Genomic DNA, 20,276 nt, shown 5'->3' with positions numbered 1-20,276 from the left:
TAAATTTGTAACTTTTCCTGGTGTCCGCACAAAAATTATCGGGCTTTCTGTTCCGTCGATCGCGGCCGAAAACTATTTTTCGGCGCCGCGCAGGAAGTTGATAATGCCGGAGAAATCAGCGCCGCCCTGACCCTGCGCATTGTAGAGTGCATAGAGTTGTGCCGCCTCCGCACCGAGCGGCGTGACGGCGCCCGAGCCTTGTGCCGCTTCCTGCGAAAGCTTCAGGTCCTTCAACATCAGCGCGGCCGCAAAGCCCGGCTTGTAGTCGCGATTGGCGGGCGAGGAGGGTACCGGGCCGGGCACCGGACAATAGGTGGTCAGCGACCAGCACTGGCCTGACGAGGTGGAAGCCACATCGAACAGTGCCTGGTGCGACAGGCCGAGCTTTTCGGCCAGCACGAAGGCTTCGGCCACACCGATCATCGAAATGCCCAGAATCATATTGTTGCAGATCTTGGCCGCCTGACCGGCCCCATCGCCGCCGCAATGCACGATGCGGCCGGCCATCGGCTTGAGGATCGGCTCGGCCTTGGCGAAGGCTTCGTCCGAGCCACCTGCCATGAAGGTGAGGGTGCCGGCCGCCGCCCCGCCAGTGCCGCCGGAAACCGGTGCATCAACGGAAGGCAGGTTGTGCCTGGCGGCAATCGCGTGCGCCTTGCGTGCCGATTCCACATCGACGGTGGAACAGTCGATGAAGAGCGCGCCCTTGGCGGCTTTCGGCGCGATATCCTCATAGACCGATATGACATGCTTGCCGGCCGGCAGCATGGTGATGATGACTTCCGCATCCTTCACCGCCGCGTCGGCATTTGCCATCACGGTCACGCCATGCTCGCGCGCGGTGTTCAGGTTTTCGGCGATCAGGTCGAACCCCTGAACCTTGTGCCCCGCCTTGACGAGGTTGGCGGCCATGGGATTGCCCATATTGCCGAGGCCGATAAAGGCAATGGTGGTCATGTCAGCTCTCCTCCGGATGCCAGGGCAGTACCCTTAGTCTCGTCCAATCAGGGCGCGGGCGATGATGACGCGCATGATCTCGTTGGTTCCTTCGAGAATCTGGTGCACGCGCAGGTCGCGCACCAGCTTTTCAACGCCGTAGTCGTGCAGATAGCCGTAGCCGCCATGCAGTTGCAGCGCTTCGTTGGCGACCTTGAAGCCGGTGTCGGTAACGAACCGCTTTGCCATGGCCGACCACTTGCCCGCGTCGGGCGCCTTGCGGTCGAGCTTCGAGGCGGCGGTATAAAGGAAGATGCGGGCTGCCTGCAATTCGGTCTCCATGTCGGCCAGCCGGAATTGCAGCGCCTGGAACTGATTGATCGCGCTGCCGAAGGCCTTGCGGTCCGCGGTGTAGGCGAGCGCTTTTTCGAGTGCCGATTGCGCGCCGCCGAGAGAGCAGGCGGCGATGTTGAGTCGCCCGCCATCGAGCCCGGCCATGGCGATGCGGAAGCCCATGCCTTCGTCGGAAAGCAGGTTTTCGGCCGGCACCTTGCAGTCCTCGAAGATAACCTGCCGGGTGGACTGCATGTGCCAGCCCATCTTGTGCTCCTGTGCGCCAAAGGAAAGGCCCGGCGCATCCTTTGGCACGATCAGCGTCGAAATGCCCTTCGGGCCTTCCTGCCCGGTGCGCACCATGGTCACGTAGATATCGCTGTCGCCCGCGCCGGAGATGAACTGCTTGGCGCCGTTCAGCACATAGTCGCCGCCGCTTTTCACCGCGCGCGTCTTCAGCGCCGCCGCGTCCGAGCCCGAGCCCGGCTCGGTCAGGCAGTAGCTCGCCAGCCATTCCATTGAGGTGAGCTTCGGCAGGAAGCGCTGGCGCTGCTCCTCGTTGCCGAAGGTGTCGATCATCCACGCGCCCATATTGTGGATGGAGATGAAGGACGAAAATGCCGGACAGGCCCTGGACAGCGCCTCGAACACCAGAACGGCATCCAGCCGCTTCAGCCCCGAGCCGCCGACATCGTCGCGCACATAGATGCCGCCGAAGCCAAGCTGGCCGGTCTCGCGGATCACGTCGGCCGGAAAATGATGGTTGCGGTCCCATTCCAGCGCTTGCGGCGCGACGCGATCCTGCGCGAAGGCCTCGGCCATTTCCTGGATGGCGCGCTGTTCCTCGTTGAGTTCGAACTGGCCGGCTGTGGGATCGGCGGGAACGTCCATTCTACTCTCCCTGATATTCCTCCCGGCGCCGAAATGGAGGTTGGTCCGCTGGCGTCGAAAATGTTCGCCCTGCCGCAAGAGCCGATCCGAAAAGTCTGCAACTTTCAGGACCGGCGGGGCTAGGCATATCGGGCAATCTAGACCAATGATGCCCTCGCGCAAGCTGACCATGTGCGCAGCGGCTGTGCAAAAATAGATGGGTGAGATTTTTCGTGACGGCAATTTTTGATGAACTGACACGTTCAGCCGCAACCGCCCTGACCGGACAGGGGTAAGCGGCATGGCCAGGGCGATCATGCTTCAGGGGACGGGCTCGGATGTCGGCAAGACAGTGCTGGTGGCCGGTCTTTGCCGGGCGGCAAAAAAGCGCGGGCTGAATGTGCGGCCGTTCAAGCCGCAGAACATGTCCAACAATGCGGCCGTGGCAGATATTCCCGGCGAGGATGGCGGCGGCGAGATCGGGCGCGGGCAGTGGCTGCAGGCCGTCGCCTGTGGTGTTGCGCCCTCTATCCATATGAACCCGGTGCTGCTCAAGCCGCAAAGCGATGTCGGTTCGCAGGTCGTGGTGCAGGGCAAGGTATTCGGCCAGGCCAAGGCGCGCGACTACCAGGCCATGAAGGCGCATCTGATGGGTGCGGTTCTGGATTCCTGGGAAAAGCTTGGGCAAGGTGCCGATCTCGTCATCGTCGAGGGGGCGGGTTCGCCCGCCGAAATCAACCTGCGCCCACGCGACATCGCCAATATGGGCTTTGCGACGCGCGCAAACGTGCCGGTCGTGCTTGTCGGCGATATCGATCGTGGCGGGGTCATCGCCTCGGTTGCCGGCACGCATCTGATCCTGCCGGAAGAGGACCGGCGCATGGTCGTGGGCTACCTCATCAACAAGTTCCGCGGCGACGTTACTCTCTTTGACGACGGCATTGAGGCCATCAACCGCTTCACCGGCTGGCCGTGCTTCGGCGTGGTGCCGTGGTTGAAGGCGGCGGCGCTGCTGCCGTCGGAAGATTCGGTTATCCTCGAGCGCCTGACGGCCGGCGAGGAGAGAGCGCTAAAGGTCGCCGTGCCGATGCTTGGCCGCATCGCCAATTTCGACGATCTCGACCCGTTGCGCGCGGAGCCACAGGTGGAGGTGGTGTTCGTGCCGCCAGGCCGGAGGCTGCCGGCCGATGCAGGGCTGGTGGTCATTCCCGGCTCCAAATCGACCATCGCCGATCTTTTGACTTTCCGTGAAAACGGCTGGGATAGCGATCTGGCGGCACATCGCCGGCGTGGCGGCCATGTGGTCGGCATTTGCGGCGGCTACCAGATGCTCGGCCGCGTGGTGCGCGACCCGCACGGGATCGAAGGGTCGGTGAAGGAGGCTGAAGGGCTCGGACTGCTCGATGTCGAAACGGTCATGGAGCCGGAAAAGACGGTGCGCAATTCCACCGCGCGGTCCCTGCATTTCGATACGCCGCTGGAAGGCTATGAAATCCACCTCGGCGCGACCGCCGGGCCGGACTGCATGAGGCCGGTCGCGGTCCTCAACGATAATAATGACGGCGCGACCTCCGCGGACGGAAAAGTGTTCGGCACCTATCTGCACGGCCTGTTCGGCGCCGATACTTTCCGAGCCCGGTTTCTCGAAAGCCTCGGCGTCAAGGGAGCGGGCGTGGATTATCGCGGCGAGGTTGAACGGGCGCTGGACGACATTGCGGAACAGCTCGAAACGCATCTCGACATCGACGCGATCCTTACCGCCGCCAGATGATCAATCCGCTGCTTCGTTCGCCTTCGGCCAATAGGTGCCGAAGGACCAGACATTGCCTTCCGGGTCGGCGCAGATGAATTCCTTGCTGCCGTAGCTGCGCTCGACAAGGCCCTCCAGCATCTTGGCTTCGGCCGCTTCGGCACGGGCATGCATGGCCTCGACATCGTTGACGGCAATGTAGACGGCCTTTCCGCCGTTCGGTCCCGGCGCGCCTACCAGATTGCCGAAGCCATCGTCGCGTGCCGTGCCGATCATGATGATGGACGAGCCGAGCATCAGTTCGGCGTGCTGTACCATGCCGTCATCATCCGTGTAGCGGGCGCGGACCTCGAAACCGAAGGCATCTGCCAGCCAGTCGATCATGGCGGCGGCGTCGCGGTAGCGGAAGGTGGGAAAGATGCATGGCGGCTCGGTGAGTGTCGTGGCGGCGGTCATGGCGTCCTCCGGTTTGCCTCTTGCGGAAAAGCCACTGCGCATGCGTCGGTTCCACCGGACGCCGAAAATTTTGACGGTGGTTGCTTCAGGTGCCGATCAGTGTTCGCAGCGGATGCGCCGGGTCCATCAGCAGCTTCACGGCAAGTGCGATGCAGGTGAGGACCAGCAGCGGCTTGATTAGCTTCGCGCCATTCCTGATCGCCATATGGGCGCCCACGCGCGCGCCGAGAAATTGAGCCACGCCCATGACGATGCCGACCTTGAACGAGATCACGCCGACGAAGGCGAAGGCGATGAAGGCGCCGATATTGGAGGCGAAGTTGAGCAGCTTGGTATGCGCGGTTGCCTTCAATACGCCGTAGCCGGCCAAGGTCACGAAGGCCAGCATGAAGAAGGAACCCGCGCCCGGTCCAAACACGCCGTCATAGAAGCCTATGACTGGCACCACGAGCAGGCCGAACAGGAACGGCGACAGGCGCTGGGCGCGGTCCACGTCGTTCATGTTGGGCTTTAGCGCGAAGTAGAGGGCGATCGCGACCAGCACGAAAGGCAGGACGAGGCTGAGCAGTTCGCCCGGCAATATGGTGGCCAATAGCGCGCCCGCGATGCTGCCGAGGCCGGACATCAGCGCGGAGGGCAACTGCTTGCGCAGGTCGACATGGCCTTTCGCGGCATAGGTCATCGTGGCCGAGCCGGACCCGAACAGGCCCTGCAGCTTGTTGGTGCCGAGCGCCTCGACCGGCGAGAAGCCGGCCAACAACAGGGCAGGCACGGTGATCAGCCCGCCACCGCCGGCAATGGAATCGATGAAACCCGCGACGAAGGCCGCGGCGGCAAGGAAAACAAGGGTCTGGGTGGCTAGGTCGATCATGGCCGATCTGGCGGGAGGAGGATGAACGCTTCGAACACACGCAACTGGTTTGCGCAAGGAGGATTCGTGCCGGCAGGGCACCGGGATTTCTGCTCCATCGGGGAGAGGGTGGTTTGCGGAACTAAACGGGAGAGGGGTGCTGCTATCCCTGCTCTTGCAGTTTCTTGGCGATCGCGCGGCGCAGGTCGGGTGAGGCCGAGACGAGCGCCCTGGCCGCTTCCGATTGCGGATTGTCGAGCACGTCCGATGTCCTGCCGCGCTCGACGATCCTGCCGTCATGCATCACCATCACGTCGTCGGTTATGGCGCGCGCCACCGACAGATCGTGGGTGATGAACAGATAGGCGATACCCAGCCGCTGGTTGAGATCCGCGAAGAGATCCAAAATCTGGGCGCGGATCGACACGTCCAGCGCCGAGACGGGCTCGTCGGCCACCACCAGCTTGGGGCGCGTGATGATGGCGCGGGCGATGGACAGGCGCTGGCGCTGGCCGCCGGAAAATTCGTGCGGATATTTGTCCATGTCTGCCGGTTTCAACCCGACCTCGTGCAGCGCGCGTGCGACCAGTTCGCGGCGCTCGGCGCCTTGCGGCTGCTTTTCCAGCGTGTGCAGCGGTTCGGCCACCAGCCGCTCGACCTTGTGGCGCGGGTTGAACGAGCCGTAGGGGTCCTGGAAAACCACCTGCATGTTGCGCCGCGCCGGTTTCAGCATGGCCTCGTCTCGGCTCGTCAGTTTCTCGCCCATGAAATGGATGGCGCCGCCGGTCGGCTGGTCGAGCGCCAGGATCATGCGCGCCAGCGTCGATTTTCCACAGCCCGAACGGCCGACCAGCGCAGTCGACTGACCTTCCTTCATCGAGAAGGACACATCATCGACCGCACGCATCGGCTCGGGTTTGCGGAACAGGGAAGCGCGGCGGCCGGGATAGTCGCGCGTCACGGCCTCAACCTTCAGCAGGTCGTGCGCCGGTTGCTCTGCTCCGCGAATCCTTGCCCGCGCTGGCACATGCATGGAGGCCTGCGCGAGCTGGCGCGTATAGGGATGTTCTTGCGCGGAGAGGGTCGATGCGGTCTCGCCCGTCTCCATCACCTCGCCATGGCGCATGACGGTGACGCGGTCGGACATCTCTGTGACGACCGCGAGATCGTGCGATATCAGAAGCAGGCCCATCCGGTTTTCGTCGACCAGATCGCGCAGAAGGTCGAGAATCTGCGCCTGCAGCACCACATCCAGCGCGGTGGTGGGCTCGTCGGCGATCAGGAGCTTGGGCCTGAGTGCGCAGGCGATGGCGATGACCACGCGCTGGCGCTGGCCGCCCGAAAGTTCGTGCGGATAGCGCGACAGCGGAAAGCTTTTCTCCGGTAAACCGACGCGGTCGAGGATTTTCCGGGCATGGTCCTCGGCATCGGTGCGTGTGGCACCGGTGTGCCAGCGAATGCCCTCGGCCACTTGTTCGCCGATGGTTTTCACCGGATTGAGTGCGGTCATCGGCTCCTGGAACACCATGCCGATCTCGTTGCCGCGCAACTTGCACATGGCCGCTTCCGGTGCAGCCAGAATGTCGATGCCGTCGAAACGTACGCGGCCCATTGCCTTCGCCACGCTGGGCAGAAGTTGCATGACGGCCATGGCCGTCATCGACTTGCCGGAGCCGGATTCGCCCACCAGCCCCATTACTTCGCCGGCGTCGAGTGTCAGGTCCACGTCCTTCAGGATCGGGATGCGGCCGATGTTCAGCGACAGCTTTTCGATCTCCAGCAGGCTCATCGTTGCCGCCTCAGCTTGGGATCGATAGCGTCGCTGACGCCGTCGCCGAGCAGATTGAGGCCGAGCACGGTGATGACGATGGCAAGGCCCGGAAACAGCGCCAGAGTGGGGGCCACCATCATGCGCGGCTGCGCGTCGAAGAGCATGCGACCCCAGCTTGGCATTGGCGGCTGCACGCCCAGCCCGACATAGGAGAGGCCGGCCTCGGCCAGCACGCCGAGCGCGAACTGGATCGTGCCCTGCACCAGAAGCAGGTTGGCGATGTTGGGCAATATATGCTCGGCGGTGATGCGCGCCTTGCCCTTGCCGGCGGCACGCGCGGCGAGGATGAACTCGCGCGGCCAGATGGCGAGCGCGCCTGCGCGCGCCACGCGGGCGAAAACCGGAATGTTGAAGATGCCGATCGCGATGACGGCGTTGGTCGCGCTCGGCCCGAAGATCGCGGTTATCAGGATCGCCATCAGCAGGGCAGGGAAGGCGAACACCACGTCGTTGAAGCGCATCAGCACCTCGTCGACGATGCCGCCGCGCGCGGCCGCCCAGCAGCCCAGCGGCACGCCCACGCCTAAGCCGATCACCACGGCCACCAGCGCCACCGCAATCGACGCGCGCGCGCCGATCATGATCATCGACAGCACGTCGCGGCCGAACTGGTCGGTGCCGAACCAATGCGCCGAAGAAAGCGGCAGCATCCGGTCCGCCACCACCAGTCTGGTCACGTCATAAGGCGTCCAGAAGAAGGACAGCAGCGCCATGCCGGCGATGAACAGCGTAAGCAGCGCGCCGACGACGAAGGAACGGTTGCGTAGTGCCAGTGCGAGAAAGCCGGGCTGCGGCTCGGGGACAGGCTCGTCGGCAATGATCGTCATCGGCTTGTCCTCAGACGCGGATCGACCACCGCGTAGGAGAGATCGACCAGCAGGTTGACGAGCACCACCACAGCCACCAGCAGCATCACCACGCCCTCCACCACGATCAGATCGCGCTGGGTGATGGCCTGAAAGACCAGCCTGCCAAGGCCGGGGAGATAAAAGACGTTCTCGATGATGATGGTGCCGGCCAGCAGGAAGGCGAATTGCAGGCCGAGGATCGTCAGTACGGGGATCAGCGCGTTGCGCAGCGCATGGTGCCACAGCACGACATTGCGAGGCATGCCCTTTGCGCGCGCGGTGCGGATGTAATCTTCGCCCAGCACGTCCAGCATCGCCGAGCGCGTGACGCGCGACAGGATCGCGGCCTGGGGCAGGGCAAGGGCGATTGCGGGCAGGATCAGTGCTTTCAGCGCCGGCCAGGCACCCGCACCCCAGCCGGGAAAGCCGCCGGCCGGAACAAGTCGCAGCCATACGGCAAAGACATAGACAAGCAGCAGCGCGAACCAGAAGTTGGGTACGGCGACGCCGATCTGCGCAGCGCCCATGGAAAGGGTGTCTGCCATGCGCCCGCGCCGTTCGGCTGAAAAGATGCCGACGGGAATGGCGATCAGCGTCGAGAGCGCCAGCGCCATGATGGCCAGGGGGAGCGAGACAACCACACGCTCGGCAATGAGATCGCGGACGGGGATGTTGTAGGTGTAGGATTTGCCGAAATCGAACACCAGAAGCTGCCCGATCCAGTCGAAATAGCGGACGAGCAGCGGTTGATCGAGGCCCATCTGGTCGCGTAGCGCCTGCAAGGCCTCCGGCGTGGCGTTCATACCCAGCATCACGCGCGCGGGGTCGCCCGGCACGATCTCCAGCATGGAGAACACGATCACCGAGGCGACCAGAATCGTCACCAGCGCGATAAGCAGCCGTTTGGTGATGTAGGCGGTCATGGGAACAGGGATGCCGTGGTCGAGAAGCGTTTATTCCCTACGTTGTGACGTAAAGCGCAAAGCTGTCTAGTTTCCTTCAACTCATTCCGCCCATTTGACCTTGGTCAGGTCGTTGGCCTGGATCGGGGAGTTGTCCCACATGCCTTCGAGCTTGGCGTCCCAGACGCCGATCTTCGGGAGTTCGAACAGGAAGCCGACGGGCGCATCCTGCGCGAGGATTTTCTGCGCCTCGCCGTAAAGTTCCCTGCGCCTGGCCTCGTCTGAGGTGAGGTTCAACTCATCGATCACCTTGTCAAAGGCGGCGTTGTCGTAATTGAAGTAGTAGTCCTTGCGCGCATAGATATCGATGTCGTTCGGCTCGGTGTGCGAGACGATCGTCATGTCATAATCCTTGTCGGTGAAGACCTGCTTCAGCCAATCGGCCCATTCGAGCGGGACGATCTCTGCGTCGATACCGATCTCGCGCAGCTCCGAGGCGATGATCTGGCCGCCGTCACGGGCATAGGGCGGGGGCGGCAGCTTCAAGGTGGTCTTGAAGCCGTTTTCGAGGCCCGCTTCCTTCAGCAGTTCCTTAGCCTTCTCGACGTCATGCGGATAGGTGCCGGTCAGGTCGATATAGGCCGGGTTGTGCGGCGCGAAATGCGACCCGATCGGCGTGCCGAGGCCATTTGATGCGCCGTCGATGATCGCCTTGCGGTCGAGCGCATGGGAAATCGCCTGCCGTACCTTGAGATTGTCGAAGGGCGGCTTCTTGTTGTTCATGGCGAGGATAGTCTCGCCCTCGGTCGAGCCGATCACCACCTTCAGGCGTGGATCCGATTGCAATTGGGACAGGCTGTCGCCCACGGGCATGTTGGGGAAGGCCTGCACGTCGCCCGACAGCAACGCCGGCACGGCTGCCGACGCATCGGGAATGATGCGGAATTCGACCTTGTCGAGCGCGGCCGGTGCGCCCCAATAATTGTCCGCCTTGACCAGCTTGATCGCCGCGCCGCGCGCCCAGCTGTCGAATTTGAACGGTCCGGTGCCGATCGGCTTTTCCTTGTTGGTGTCGGCCGATTTGGGCGAGACGATCACCGCGTCGCCCCATGCCATGTTGTAGAGAAAGGCGCCCTGCGGCTGCTTCAGCGTTACCTTGACGGTGGTGGGGTCTACGACCTCGACGGTGTCGATCGCCTCGAACAGTGCCTTCTGCGCGTTGGTCGAGTCCTCCGCGCGGGCGCGGTCGAGCGAGAATTTCACGTCGTCCGCGCTGAAATCGCTGCCGTCATGAAATTTGACGCCGCTGTGCAGCTTGAAGGTGTAGACCTTGCCGTCATCCGAAACGGTCCAGCTTTCGGCCAGATCCGGCAGAACCTCGCCCTTGGGGCCGACGCGGGTCAGGCCCTCGAAGACGTTGGCATAGACCACTTCGTCGATAGCCGCGGCGGCGCCTGCCGTCGGGTCGAGATGCGGCGGCTCCAGCACAACGCCGACCACGAGATCGGTTCTGGCAGCCATCGCCGCCGTGCTCGTCGCCAGCGCGATTGCCGCAGCCGCAAGGATCGTTTTCCAAGTTTTCATTGTTGGCCTACTCCCGTTCCCTTCCACGCGCACGGATAGAAGCGTGAATCTTCCCCTTAGTAAATCATGTTGTTGCGGCAAAGCCGCAGCCGGATGGAATCAGTGTCCGAGCTTGCCCCGTAGCAAAAGACCGAGGCCGATGGCCATCACCTTGGCCGACTGCACCATGTCCTCTATACCCACCCATTCGTCGGGACGGTGCGCAAGGTCGAGGATGCCGGGGCCGTAGGCGATGCAATCGTAGATGTGGCCGATGCGCGCCACATGCTTTTGGTCGTAGGTGCCAGGCGAGATCACATATTGCGGCTCGCGGTCGAAAATCTCCTGGATGCCGCGCGCCACCGCCTTCACCACTGGCGCATCGCGTTCCGTCATGGTGGGCTGCACTTCCATGATGTCGCGGATTTCGTAGTCGAATTTCGGCCGCTCGCGTTTCAGCCGGTCCAGGATCGAGGTGACTTCGCCTTTGACCTCATCGATCTTCTCTTCCAGCAGGAAGCGGCGGTCGATGGTGAGGCGGCACCAGTCCGGCACGTTGGGTGAAGGCAGGCCGGGTCGAAAATCCTCGGTCTGGCCGCCATGGATGGAGTTGATGTTCATGGTCGAACGCCGCGCGCCTTCCGGCACCACCGGCATGCTCGTCTGCTTGCGGTCGAGGGAGGGGAACAATTCTTCCTCGAAGGCGGCCAGAACGGCGCCCATGTGGCGCACCGCGCAGTCGCCGAGGAACGGCATGGAGCCGTGCGCGATCTCGCCCTTGGTCTCGATCTCCGCCCACCAGACGCCGCGATGGCCGAGGCAGATACGGTCCTTGTTGAGCGGTTCGGGGATGATGACATGATCGACGCGCGGCTTGGAGAAATAGCCCTTGCCGGCAAGATAGGCGACGCCGCCGAAGCCGCCCGACTCTTCATCTACGGTGCCGGAAATCTCGATCGCGCCGGGGAAGTCAGGGTAAACATCCATGAAGGCCTCTGCAGCGATGATGGAGGCGGCAAGCCCGCCTTTCATGTCGCAGGCGCCGCGCCCGTACACGCGGCCATCCTTCACGATGCCGGCGAAGGGATCGACGGTCCAGCCGTCGCCGGCCTCCACCACGTCGATATGCGAGTTGAAATGCACGGTCGGGCCGGGGCTGCGGCCGTCGAAGCGGGCGACCACATTGGTGCGCGGATAGCGGTCGGTGTCGCCGGGAGTGCCTTCGCCACGCACATATTCAACGCCGAAGCCACGCTTTTTAAGCCGCTCGCCGATATATTCCGCACAGGGCCGGTAGGCCTCGCCCGGCGGATTGACGGTGGGGAAGCGGATAAGGTCCGCGGTGAGTTCGACAAGCTCGTCGATCCGGCTGTCGATCGTTTTCAGAAGCTTTTCATTCATGCTGGCGACGCGAGCTATTTGTCCGATCTCGTGGCGATCAGTTCAATCTACACGTCGTCTGGCCGAAGTCGAGCGGTGCGGTGTGAGCCAACGGACCATAAAAAACGCCGCCCCCGGAGGGGCGGCGAGAGAATGCACAAACTGTGGGATTACGGACGAACGGCCGTAACCTCGATCTCGACCAGCCAGCCCGGATTGGCAAGGCCGGCAACCTGGAACACCGAGCGGGTCGGCAGGTTAGGCTGGGCTTCGGTGCCGAAGAACTGGGTATAGCCCTCCATGAAGCCGGCAAAATCCATCTTGCCGTCCTTTTCAGGATCGCCGATCAGGAAGACCTGCATCTTCACCACGTCGCCCATCTTCAGGCCGAGGCTTTCGAGGTTCTGCTCAATCGACTTCAGGACCGATTCGGTCTGGGCCTTGGTGTTGCCGAAAGATGCGATGCTGTTCTTCTCGGCCTTCTCATCGATAACGCTGGGAGTTGCGCCGCTGAGGTAGACGGTCGTCTTGCCGGCCGGAACCTCCACCGCCCGTGCGATGGGGAAATCGGAATTCGGGATCTTGTGGCGCACGACGTCCTCGGCCATCGCGCTGCCGGCCAGCAACAGGCCAACCGCCAGAGTGGCGGTTCCGATCCGCATATTCTTCATCGTCTTCTCCTTTTTTCGATGTCTGGTTTCGGGTCAGAACCCAAGGTCCTGACCCTGACGGCCGGCACGCCGCATGGGGCCGGCCGCCTTGGTCCCGAGCCTATCGCGTTTCGGCCACTTCCTCGGCGGTCACCTTGTCGGTGTAGTTGTTGCCGAAGTGCGTCCGGACGTAGTTGACGACGGCAGCGACCTGCTCGTCGCTCATCATCTGGCCGACCGCCGGCATGCCCTTCTGGCCATGCAGCACGATGTAAACCGGATAGCCGGACGACTCCAGGTTCTCGTTCTTGGCGAGAGCCGGATAGTGCCCCGCGCCGACCGCGCCCTGGCCCTGGTCCATGTGGCAGGCCTGGCAGACATTGGCGTAGAGCGCCTCGCCGGTTTCCTCGGTGAACTTGTTGCCTTCGCTGAAGGTCGCTCCCGCCGAATCGGCGAAGGCGCCGGAAGCGGCGAAGGCGGTGAACGCCACCGTGGCGGCGAGAAGGCCAAGCGGCCGTTTGGTCTGGGGAGTCATGGTGACATGCCTTGCATAGTTGAGGGATGAGGGATGAAACGGCATGGCCATCATCCCTGCATGACGCGCTGGTGCAGACGCTCGATCGCGTTCAGCGAGGACAGGATCGCACCTTCCTGCCAGGCAGGAATGTACGAAGCATGCTCGCCGGCAAGCACGATGCGGCCGTCGATCTGGCACAGGTTGTCATAGTGCTCCTTGCGCGTCTCGTCCGTCCAGTCGCCGGCGCAGCCGAGGGTGTAGGGCGAACGGTGCCAGGCCCAGGATACGCCGTTCTCGAACTCATCCTTGTATTGCGGATGAATCTGCGAACCGTATTCCACGGCGCGCTTGACACGTTCTTCCGGCGACATGGAGCTGAACTCGTAGGAGTTCGGGCCGTTCCAGGTGTAGCAACCCAGCAGCACGCCCTTGCCGGACGTGTTGAAGCTGGTGCTCGGGTAGGAGATCTGCGTGATCGGCAGGTTGGTGTAGCTGACGCCGCCGAAGATCAGGTCGTCCTCTTCCCAGAAGCGACGCTTGAACTGAAGCCCGACCTTCACCGACGAGGCATAGGGAACTGCGTCGATAGCCGCCTTCATCGGCGCGCCGACCTGGACGTCGATCTGGCTGAGGATGGTGAGCGGAATGGTGCATACGCACCAGTCGGCCGTTTCCTGGTGAACGGTGCCGGGGTTGTTCACGTCCTCATAGGACACGGTCACGCCCTTGTCGTTCTGCTCGATCTTGGTGACTTTGGCATTGAAGGTGATGACGTCGCTGACCTGCTTGGCAAATGCCTCGCCGATCTTGCCCATGCCGCCGACCGGCTGGAACATGGTGGTCTGGAACTCGTAGAGGCCGAAATTGGCCAGGCTGCCCCACAGGCCCGACTTCAGGATGTCGGGCAGGCTGATCGGCTCGCCGGGGATCGGAGCCGCGCCGAGGCCGCCTCCCGGATCCTTCTCGAAGCCGCGGAACTCGGCGGAGGTCATGCCCTTGGTGTAGGCATAGTCCTTGTCGAGCGCGCCCCAGCTGCGGAGCGCCTCCAGAAGCATCTCCTGGTCTTCCTTGGTGACGTCGCCTTCAAGCTTGCCCTTCTGCGTCACCTTGGCGAGCAGTTCGGAAACATGGCCCTGGAAATCGGTCTTGATTTCACGCACGCGCTGGGGCTTGCCGCCGAAGGCTTCGGTGGAGTGCAGGAATGCGTTGTGGTTGATCTGCTGGAAGGGCTCCAGCGTCACGCCGAGTTCCCGGCAGTAGTGAAGCAGGCCGTTGTGGTGATAGGGAATGCGCCACGGACCCAGATTGATGTACTGATCCTTGTCGAATTCGCAGGTCTGGGTCGCGCCGCCCAGTTCGGTGAAGGTGTCGCCACCATGCACGGTCCAGTTACGGCCGCCGGCGCGATTGTTGTACTCCAGAATCTTGACCTTATAGCCGGCCTTGCGCATCTCCATCGCAGCCAGCATGCCGGCCAGGCCGGCGCCCAGAATGAGCACAGTGGCGCCCTTGGGGTCGCCTTCCAGCTTGATCGGTCCCTTGAAGCCGGACTCCGCCGCGAGTCCCAGGCTGGTCATGGCCTGATACATGACCGCGCTGCCGGCCGTGAGGCCGATCAGCGATAGCAGGTTTCGCCGGCTGATGCCGGTAAGCAATTGGTTTTGGTTCATTATATTATCCTTCCGGCTATAGGCCCCCTGAATGATGGCCGTGCCTTTTGTGACTGGAAGGGTATTGGGAGGTTCCAGTCATGGGAGGAAATTATGCTTACCCCCTGGCAAGTCAATGTTGCGTTGTGAAATGGCGCAATTGTCCAATGCGTGTTGGCGTAATGAAACGGGCGGTTACTCCCTGATTTTGGGCCCGCCGGTCATGTTCCTTGTCATCTCTCAGTATCTTCCTAGTTTTCCAGGGTGAGTTTCATTAATATTTTTATTGCCGCTGGCGCTTTGGTGTCGTGCGGTAATTCTCTGGGGAGGGTCGCATGATGAGCTTTATAAAAGTAACGTCATTGGCGGCTCTGGTTCTGATGTGTGTTGGATATACGGAGTATGTGAGTGCAGCGTCACTTGTCGCGAATATCAACATATCCACACAAACCATGACTGTTAGAAAGCATGGTCGCGTCATTCATAAATGGCGGGTTTCGACAGCAAGAAAAGGGTATGTAACGCCGCGCGGAAGCTGGCGCCCGGTGCGGATGAACCGGATGTGGTACTCACGCAAGTACGACATGAGCCCCATGCCGTATGCTGTATTCTTTCGGGGTGGCTATGCCATACATGGCACGAATGCCGTTCGACGTCTCGGGCGTCCGGCTTCACATGGTTGCGTGAGGCTGGCCACGCCGAATGCTGCACGATTCTTCGCACTGGTGAAGAAGGCCGGGCCTGCGAATACCAGGATCGTCGTGTCCAACTGATTCGCGTGTTTTGCTTGTGATGCAAGCGAATCAGAATGCTTTTCCATAGTAGTATGGTTTGCGAGACCATATTAGCCGTGAAATGAATCTTTCGGGCATTTCATTTCGATTGCGCTCTGCTAGGACTGGGATCGGAGGAACCGCACCGATGAATTCCGAGCCGCGCATCGCATTGTCCAGGCCCGTGGCGGACGAGGTCCGCAAGACGACCTGCTATATGTGCGCCTGCCGTTGCGGCATCAACGTGCATCTCAAAGACGGCAAGATCCGCTATATCGAGGGCAATCGCGACCATCCGGTCAATCGCGGCGTGCTGTGCGCCAAGGGCTCGGCCGGCATCATGCAGCATTATGCGCCGGCCCGGTTGCGTGCGCCGCTGAAGCGCGTGGGGCCGCGCGGCTCTGGTCAGTTTGAGGAAATCTCCTGGGAAGAAGCGCTTTCCACCGCCACCGAATGGCTGGGCCAAGTGCGCCACACCGACCCGAAAAAGCTCGCCTTCTTCACGGGGCGCGACCAGTCGCAGTCGCTGACCGGCTTCTGGGCGCAGCAGTTCGGCACGCCGAATTATGCCGCCCATGGCGGCTTCTGTTCGGTCAACATGGCGGCGGCCGGAATCATGACGCTGGGCGGGGCCTTCTGGGAATTCGGCGCACCCGACTGGGAACGGACAAAGCTGTTCGTCATGTTCGGCGTAGCCGAGGATCACGATTCGAACCCGATCAAGATGGGCATCGGCAGGATCAAGCAGCGCGGCGCGCGCTTCGTGTCGGTCAATCCCGTGCGCACCGGCTATTCGGCGGTTGCCGATAGCTGGATCGGCATCCGGCCGGGTACGGATGGACTGCTGATCCTCTCTGTGGTCCATGAACTGCTCAAGGCGCGCAGGATCGATGTCGATTACCTCATGCGCTATTCGAATGCGCCTTGGCTGGTGATCGACGCGCCGGGCACGGCCGGGCACGGCCTGTTCGCGCGCGACGACGAGGGCAGGGCGCTGGTCTTCGAGACCGTCACCGAGCGACCCGTGCCTGTCGGCACGAAAGGCGCGCTGCCAGCACTTTCCGGGCGCTTCAAGCTGGATGATGGGCGCTTTGCCGTGCCCTCATTCCAGCTTCTCGCCGAAAAATATCTCGACCCGAAATATGCTCCCGAAGCCGTATCGGAAGAGACGGGTGTTTCGGCCGACGTGATCCGCGGGCTTGCCGCCGAGATCGCGCGCGTCGCCTTCGAGGAGGCCATCATCGTCGAGCAGCCCTGGACGGATGTGAACGGCGAGCGGCACCCCCATTTCGTCGGGCGGCCGGTGTCGTTCCACGCCATGCGCGGGGTTTCGGCTCATTCCAACGGGTTCCAGACGGCGCGGGCGCTGCATATGCTGCAGGTGCTGATCGGCGCGGTCGATTGCCCCGGCGCCTTCCGTTTCGAGCCGCCTTATCCCAAGCCAATGACCGCGCACCCGACGCCGCACGGCAAGGCCGAGCATTTTGGCTCGAACAAACCGCTTTCCGGCCCGCATCTCGGCTTTCCACGCGGACCGGAGGATCTGCTTGTCGATGGCGAAGGCAAGGCGATGCGCATCGACAAGGCGTTTTCGTGGGACGCGCCGATCGCCGCGCATGGCATGATGCATATGGTTATCGCCAATGCTCATGCCGGCGATCCGTACCCGATCGACGTTCTGTTCATGTACATGGCCAACATGGCCTGGAACTCGTCCATGAACACCGCCGGCACCATGAAGATGCTGACGGACAAGGACCCCGTAACCGGCGAATACCGTATCCCGAAGATCATCTATTCCGATGCCTATTCTTCGGAGATGGTCGCCTATGCCGATCTCGTGCTGCCAGACACGACCTATCTGGAACGCTATGACTGCATTTCGCTGCTCGACCGGCCGATCTCGGAGCCCGACGCGGTGCAGGACGCCATCCGCTGGCCGGTGCTGGAGCCGGATCGGGACGTGCGCGCCTTCCAGACCGTGCTGCTCGATCTCGGCGCACGGCTGAAGCTGCCGGGCTTTGCGGACAATCACGGTCATCCGCTCTACAAGGATTATGCCGACTACATCGCACGCCACGAGCGGCGGCCCGGTATCGGCCCGCTCGCCGGTTTCCGTGGCGGCAATGGCGACAGGACAGGGCGCGGTGCGGCCAATCCCCATCAGCTTGAGCGCTATATCGAGAACGGCTCGTTTTTCTCCGCGCATATCCCGCTCGAGGCGCAGTTCATGAAGCACGCAAATCAGGCCTATCAGGACTTTGCCGTGCGCATGGGCTTTTTCGATACGCCGCAGCCGGTGACGTTTCAGCTTTATTCCGAGACCCTGCAGAAGTTCCGATTGTCGGCGGAAGGCTTGCGCGAGCCGGTGGCGCCGCAAACACATCGCGAGCGCATCCTGGAAGCCTTCGACCCGCTGCCGCAATGGTATAGGCCGCTCGGCGAGGCGATGGTCGACCGCGAAGCCTATCCCTATCATGCCATCACCCAGCGACCGGCTGCGATGTACCATTCCTGGGGCTCGATGAACGCCTGGCTGCGGCAGATCCATACGAAAAACCCGCTCTATGTGCCGGGGTCGATCTGCGACGAGCTTGGACTTGCGGACGGCGATTGGGTATGGGTCACGTCCAGCCACGGCCGCATCAAGGTCGAGATCGCGCGTATGGAGGCTGTCAATTCGCGCACGATGTGGACCTGGAACGCCATCGGAAAGCGCGCGGGTACCTGGGCGCTGGATGCCAACGCGCCCGAAGCCACCAAGGGTTTTTTGATGAACCATCTCATCAACGAGCTTTTGCCGCCCCGCGCCGATGGCATGCGCTGGTCGAACTCCGACCCCGTCACCGGGCAGGCGGCTTGGTACGATCTGCGCGTCCGCATCGAGAAGGCCGAGGCGGGCGCAGTCAGTGAGCCGCATTTCCCGGAGATTGCGCAGCCGGAGACCGAACCGCATCCTTCGGTTCTGCGCTACGGTCAGGAATGGGCGACATGACCTCACTGCCTTCTTTGCCAGCACCCAAAAAGCTTGGCCTCGTTATCGACCTCGACACCTGCGTCGGCTGCCACGCCTGCGTGGTGAGCTGCAAGGAATGGAACACCGGGGGCTATGGCTCTGCGCTGTCCGACCAGGACCCTTACGGCGCCGATGTCTCAGGTGCGTGGCTCAATCGCGTGCACGGTTTCGAGGTGATGCCGGAAGGCGGCGAGGTCGTGGGGGAGGCGGGGCAGGCGCGCATCGTGCATTTCCCCAAATCCTGCCTGCATTGCGAGGATGCCCCTTGCGTCACCGTCTGCCCCACCGGCGCGTCCTACAAGCGCTCCGCTGATGGCATCGTGCTGGTTGATGAGGACAAGTGCATCGGCTGCGGGCTTTGCGCCTGGGCCTGTCCTTACGGCGCACGCGAGATGGATCTGGCCGCCGGCGTGATGAAGAAATGCACGCTCTGCATCGACCGCATCTACAACGAGACGCTGGAAGAGGTGGACCGTGTGCCGTCCTGCGTGCGCACTTGTCCGGCCAATGCCCGCCATTTCGGCGATCTCGGTGATCCGAACTCGGCGGTTTCCATCCTTGTGGCCGAACGCGGCGGTATCGACCTGATGCCGGAACAGGGGACGCGACCCGTCAACAAATACCTGCCGCCGCGCCCGCGCAAATCTCTGGCCGAAAGCGCGCACATGCTGCCGCTGGCGGAAAACACCGAGGGCGCAAAAGGCTTTTTTGCCTGGCTCGACGGCATGCTGGACAGAATCTGACCTCATGCATCCCGCCTTTTCGATCATCGTTTTCACCACTCTTTCCGGCCTTGGCTACGGGCTTGCGGCGGTGCTCGGGCTCGGCCTGCTCGATCCGGCAGCATTGGCCACCAAATGCGCGCATGTGCTGGCGCTGGCCCTGATCTCGGCGGGACTGCTCTCTTCCACCGGGCATCTGGGCAATCCGCAGCGTGCATGGCGGGCGTTTTCGCAATGGCGCTCCAGCTGGCTGTCGCGGGAGGGCGTGATGGCAATCGTCACCTTCGTGCCGCTGCTCGTGTCGGCATGGGCCAGCGTCATCGAAGGCCGCTATCTGGCGCTTCCCGGATTTTTGGGCACGGCGCTCAGCCTCGTCACCGTTTATTGCACGGCGATGATCTATGCCTCGCTGAAATCGGTGCAGGCTTGGCATACGCGACTGACGCCCGCCTGCTACCTTTTGTTTGCGGCCGCAGGCGGCTTTGTGCTTGCCAGCGCATTTGCCTTCGCAGGTGGCGGAAACACGGTTGCCTTGCCGCTTCTCGCCATATTGCTCCTCATCACCGCGTGGGCGACAAAGCTGCGCTGGCGTGAGCGCATGAAGAACCTTGTGCCACTTTCAACGCCCGAAAGCGCCACCGGTCTTGGTGACATCGGCCGCGTGCGATTGTTCGAGCGGCCGCACGTGACCGAAAATTATCTGACGCGTGAAATGGGCTTCAAGGTCGCGCGCAAGCATGCCGCGAAGCTGTGGCGCATTGCCATCGTTGCCGGAGGAGTCGTTCCGGCCCTTCTGCTGCTCGTTCTCGCTATCCTTGGCGGGCAGGGTGTGATCGCGGCGGCGGGTGCGGCGCTCGCGGCAGTCATTCATTGGGGCGGTGTCTTCGTGGAGCGCTGGCTGTTTTTCGCCCAAGCGCGCCATGCGGTCATGAACTACTATGGTAGCTGAAACCTGGAGCCCGGTGACACTTTCCGGAGCCGTGTCAGGCTCTCTCTATTTGTTCGAGAATGACCTTTTCCGAAAGCCGGCTTTCGCAGGCCGGTCCTTCGGTTCGGGATCAGACTCTAGAGTCCTTCACGTTTTGACGGAAGCGTATCCTGCGTTTGCGAGATAGTTTTGGCATTCGTCAGCTTCGATGGTTGTTACGAGGTGTCCGACCTGGCGCCAGGTGTCCTCGATAGTTCGCTTCTGGGCCATTCGCATCCAATGCTTGATTTTAGCGAAGGCCT

17 protein-coding genes and 1 pseudogene are annotated in these 20,276 nt (G+C 62.4%); 5 read left to right on the top strand and 13 right to left on the bottom strand.

What is annotated here, in order from left to right; all coding sequences use genetic code 11:
• Window positions 1-72 precede the first annotated feature (72 nt).
• The gene (gene mmsB / locus C7441_RS19740; RefSeq protein WP_109614340.1) at window positions 73-957 is read right to left on the bottom strand and encodes a 3-hydroxyisobutyrate dehydrogenase; all 885 of its coding nucleotides are present in this window, start codon (window positions 955-957) and stop codon (window positions 73-75) included.
• Between the two features lie 33 nt (window positions 958-990).
• The gene (locus C7441_RS19735; protein WP_109614339.1) at window positions 991-2,160 is read right to left on the bottom strand and encodes an isobutyryl-CoA dehydrogenase; all 1,170 of its coding nucleotides are present in this window, start codon (window positions 2,158-2,160) and stop codon (window positions 991-993) included.
• Between the two features lie 280 nt (window positions 2,161-2,440).
• On the opposite strand from C7441_RS19735, the gene C7441_RS19730 reads away from it, so the two are divergent.
• Window positions 2,441-3,910: a cobyric acid synthase gene (locus tag C7441_RS19730; protein WP_109614338.1), complete on the top strand. Its 1,470-nt coding sequence runs from the start codon at window positions 2,441-2,443 to the stop codon at window positions 3,908-3,910.
• On the opposite strand, the gene C7441_RS19725 is transcribed toward C7441_RS19730, so the two are convergent.
• The 10 genes from C7441_RS19725 to C7441_RS19680 all read right to left on the bottom strand — a co-directional run bounded on the left by C7441_RS19725 (window position 3,911) and on the right by C7441_RS19680 (window position 14,556).
• Complete coding sequence (locus C7441_RS19725; RefSeq protein WP_026060672.1) at window positions 3,911-4,345, bottom strand: VOC family protein; 435 nt, start codon at window positions 4,343-4,345, stop codon at window positions 3,911-3,913.
• 85 nt (window positions 4,346-4,430) lie between these two features.
• Window positions 4,431-5,216, bottom strand: coding sequence for a TSUP family transporter (locus tag C7441_RS19720; RefSeq protein WP_109614337.1), 786 nt, complete (start codon window positions 5,214-5,216; stop codon window positions 4,431-4,433).
• Window positions 5,217-5,358: 142 nt separating this feature from the next.
• Complete coding sequence (locus C7441_RS19715) at window positions 5,359-6,984, bottom strand: ABC transporter ATP-binding protein (RefSeq protein WP_109614336.1); 1,626 nt, start codon at window positions 6,982-6,984, stop codon at window positions 5,359-5,361.
• Window positions 6,981-7,853 (bottom strand): ABC transporter permease, encoded by an 873-nt coding sequence (locus C7441_RS19710; protein WP_109614335.1) that lies wholly within the window; start codon window positions 7,851-7,853, stop codon window positions 6,981-6,983. The genes C7441_RS19715 and C7441_RS19710 overlap by 4 nt, the downstream gene beginning before the upstream one ends.
• The gene (locus C7441_RS19705) at window positions 7,850-8,797 is read right to left on the bottom strand and encodes an ABC transporter permease (RefSeq protein ID WP_109614334.1); all 948 of its coding nucleotides are present in this window, start codon (window positions 8,795-8,797) and stop codon (window positions 7,850-7,852) included. Before C7441_RS19705 ends, C7441_RS19710 begins: the two co-directional genes overlap by 4 nt.
• 81 nt (window positions 8,798-8,878) lie before the next feature.
• Window positions 8,879-10,360, bottom strand: a complete 1,482-nt coding sequence (locus tag C7441_RS19700; RefSeq protein WP_109614333.1) for an ABC transporter substrate-binding protein — start codon at window positions 10,358-10,360, stop codon at window positions 8,879-8,881.
• Window positions 10,361-10,459: 99 nt separating this feature from the next.
• On the bottom strand, window positions 10,460-11,740 hold the full coding sequence (locus tag C7441_RS19695; RefSeq protein WP_109614332.1) for an acetylornithine deacetylase/succinyl-diaminopimelate desuccinylase family protein: 1,281 nt from the start codon (window positions 11,738-11,740) through the stop codon (window positions 10,460-10,462).
• Between the two features lie 149 nt (window positions 11,741-11,889).
• Window positions 11,890-12,390: a RidA family protein gene (locus C7441_RS19690; protein ID WP_019173541.1), complete on the bottom strand. Its 501-nt coding sequence runs from the start codon at window positions 12,388-12,390 to the stop codon at window positions 11,890-11,892.
• 100 nt (window positions 12,391-12,490) lie between these two features.
• Window positions 12,491-12,949, bottom strand: coding sequence for a c-type cytochrome (locus tag C7441_RS19685; RefSeq protein WP_244425413.1), 459 nt, complete (start codon window positions 12,947-12,949; stop codon window positions 12,491-12,493).
• 5 nt (window positions 12,950-12,954) lie between these two features.
• Window positions 12,955-14,556: a flavin monoamine oxidase family protein gene (locus C7441_RS19680; RefSeq protein ID WP_109614331.1), complete on the bottom strand. Its 1,602-nt coding sequence runs from the start codon at window positions 14,554-14,556 to the stop codon at window positions 12,955-12,957.
• A 314-nt stretch (window positions 14,557-14,870) separates the two neighbouring features.
• On the opposite strand from C7441_RS19680, the gene C7441_RS19675 reads away from it, so the two are divergent.
• The 4 genes from C7441_RS19675 (at window position 14,871) to C7441_RS19660 (ending at window position 19,995) form a co-directional block, all read left to right on the top strand.
• Window positions 14,871-15,308, top strand: coding sequence for a L,D-transpeptidase (locus tag C7441_RS19675; RefSeq protein WP_083867753.1), 438 nt, complete (start codon window positions 14,871-14,873; stop codon window positions 15,306-15,308).
• Between the two features lie 148 nt (window positions 15,309-15,456).
• Window positions 15,457-18,303 (top strand): molybdopterin oxidoreductase family protein, encoded by a 2,847-nt coding sequence (locus tag C7441_RS19670; protein WP_109614330.1) that lies wholly within the window; start codon window positions 15,457-15,459, stop codon window positions 18,301-18,303.
• On the top strand, window positions 18,300-19,067 hold the full coding sequence (locus tag C7441_RS19665; protein ID WP_109614389.1) for a 4Fe-4S dicluster domain-containing protein: 768 nt from the start codon (window positions 18,300-18,302) through the stop codon (window positions 19,065-19,067). Before C7441_RS19670 ends, C7441_RS19665 begins: the two co-directional genes overlap by 4 nt.
• A 4-nt stretch (window positions 19,068-19,071) precedes the next feature.
• Window positions 19,072-19,995, top strand: a complete 924-nt coding sequence (locus C7441_RS19660) for a dimethyl sulfoxide reductase anchor subunit family protein (protein WP_109614329.1) — start codon at window positions 19,072-19,074, stop codon at window positions 19,993-19,995.
• A gap of 126 nt (window positions 19,996-20,121) precedes the next feature.
• Here C7441_RS19660 and C7441_RS19655 read toward each other — a convergent pair.
• Window positions 20,122-20,276, bottom strand: a pseudogene (locus C7441_RS19655) (IS630 family transposase); the annotation flags it as partial.

The sequence above is a fragment of the Pseudaminobacter salicylatoxidans genome, assembly GCF_003148475.1.
GTDB lineage: Bacteria > Pseudomonadota > Alphaproteobacteria > Rhizobiales > Rhizobiaceae > Pseudaminobacter > Pseudaminobacter salicylatoxidans.
Note: the sequence above shows the minus strand (reverse complement) of the source record. Positions and strands in the feature narration are given on the sequence as shown.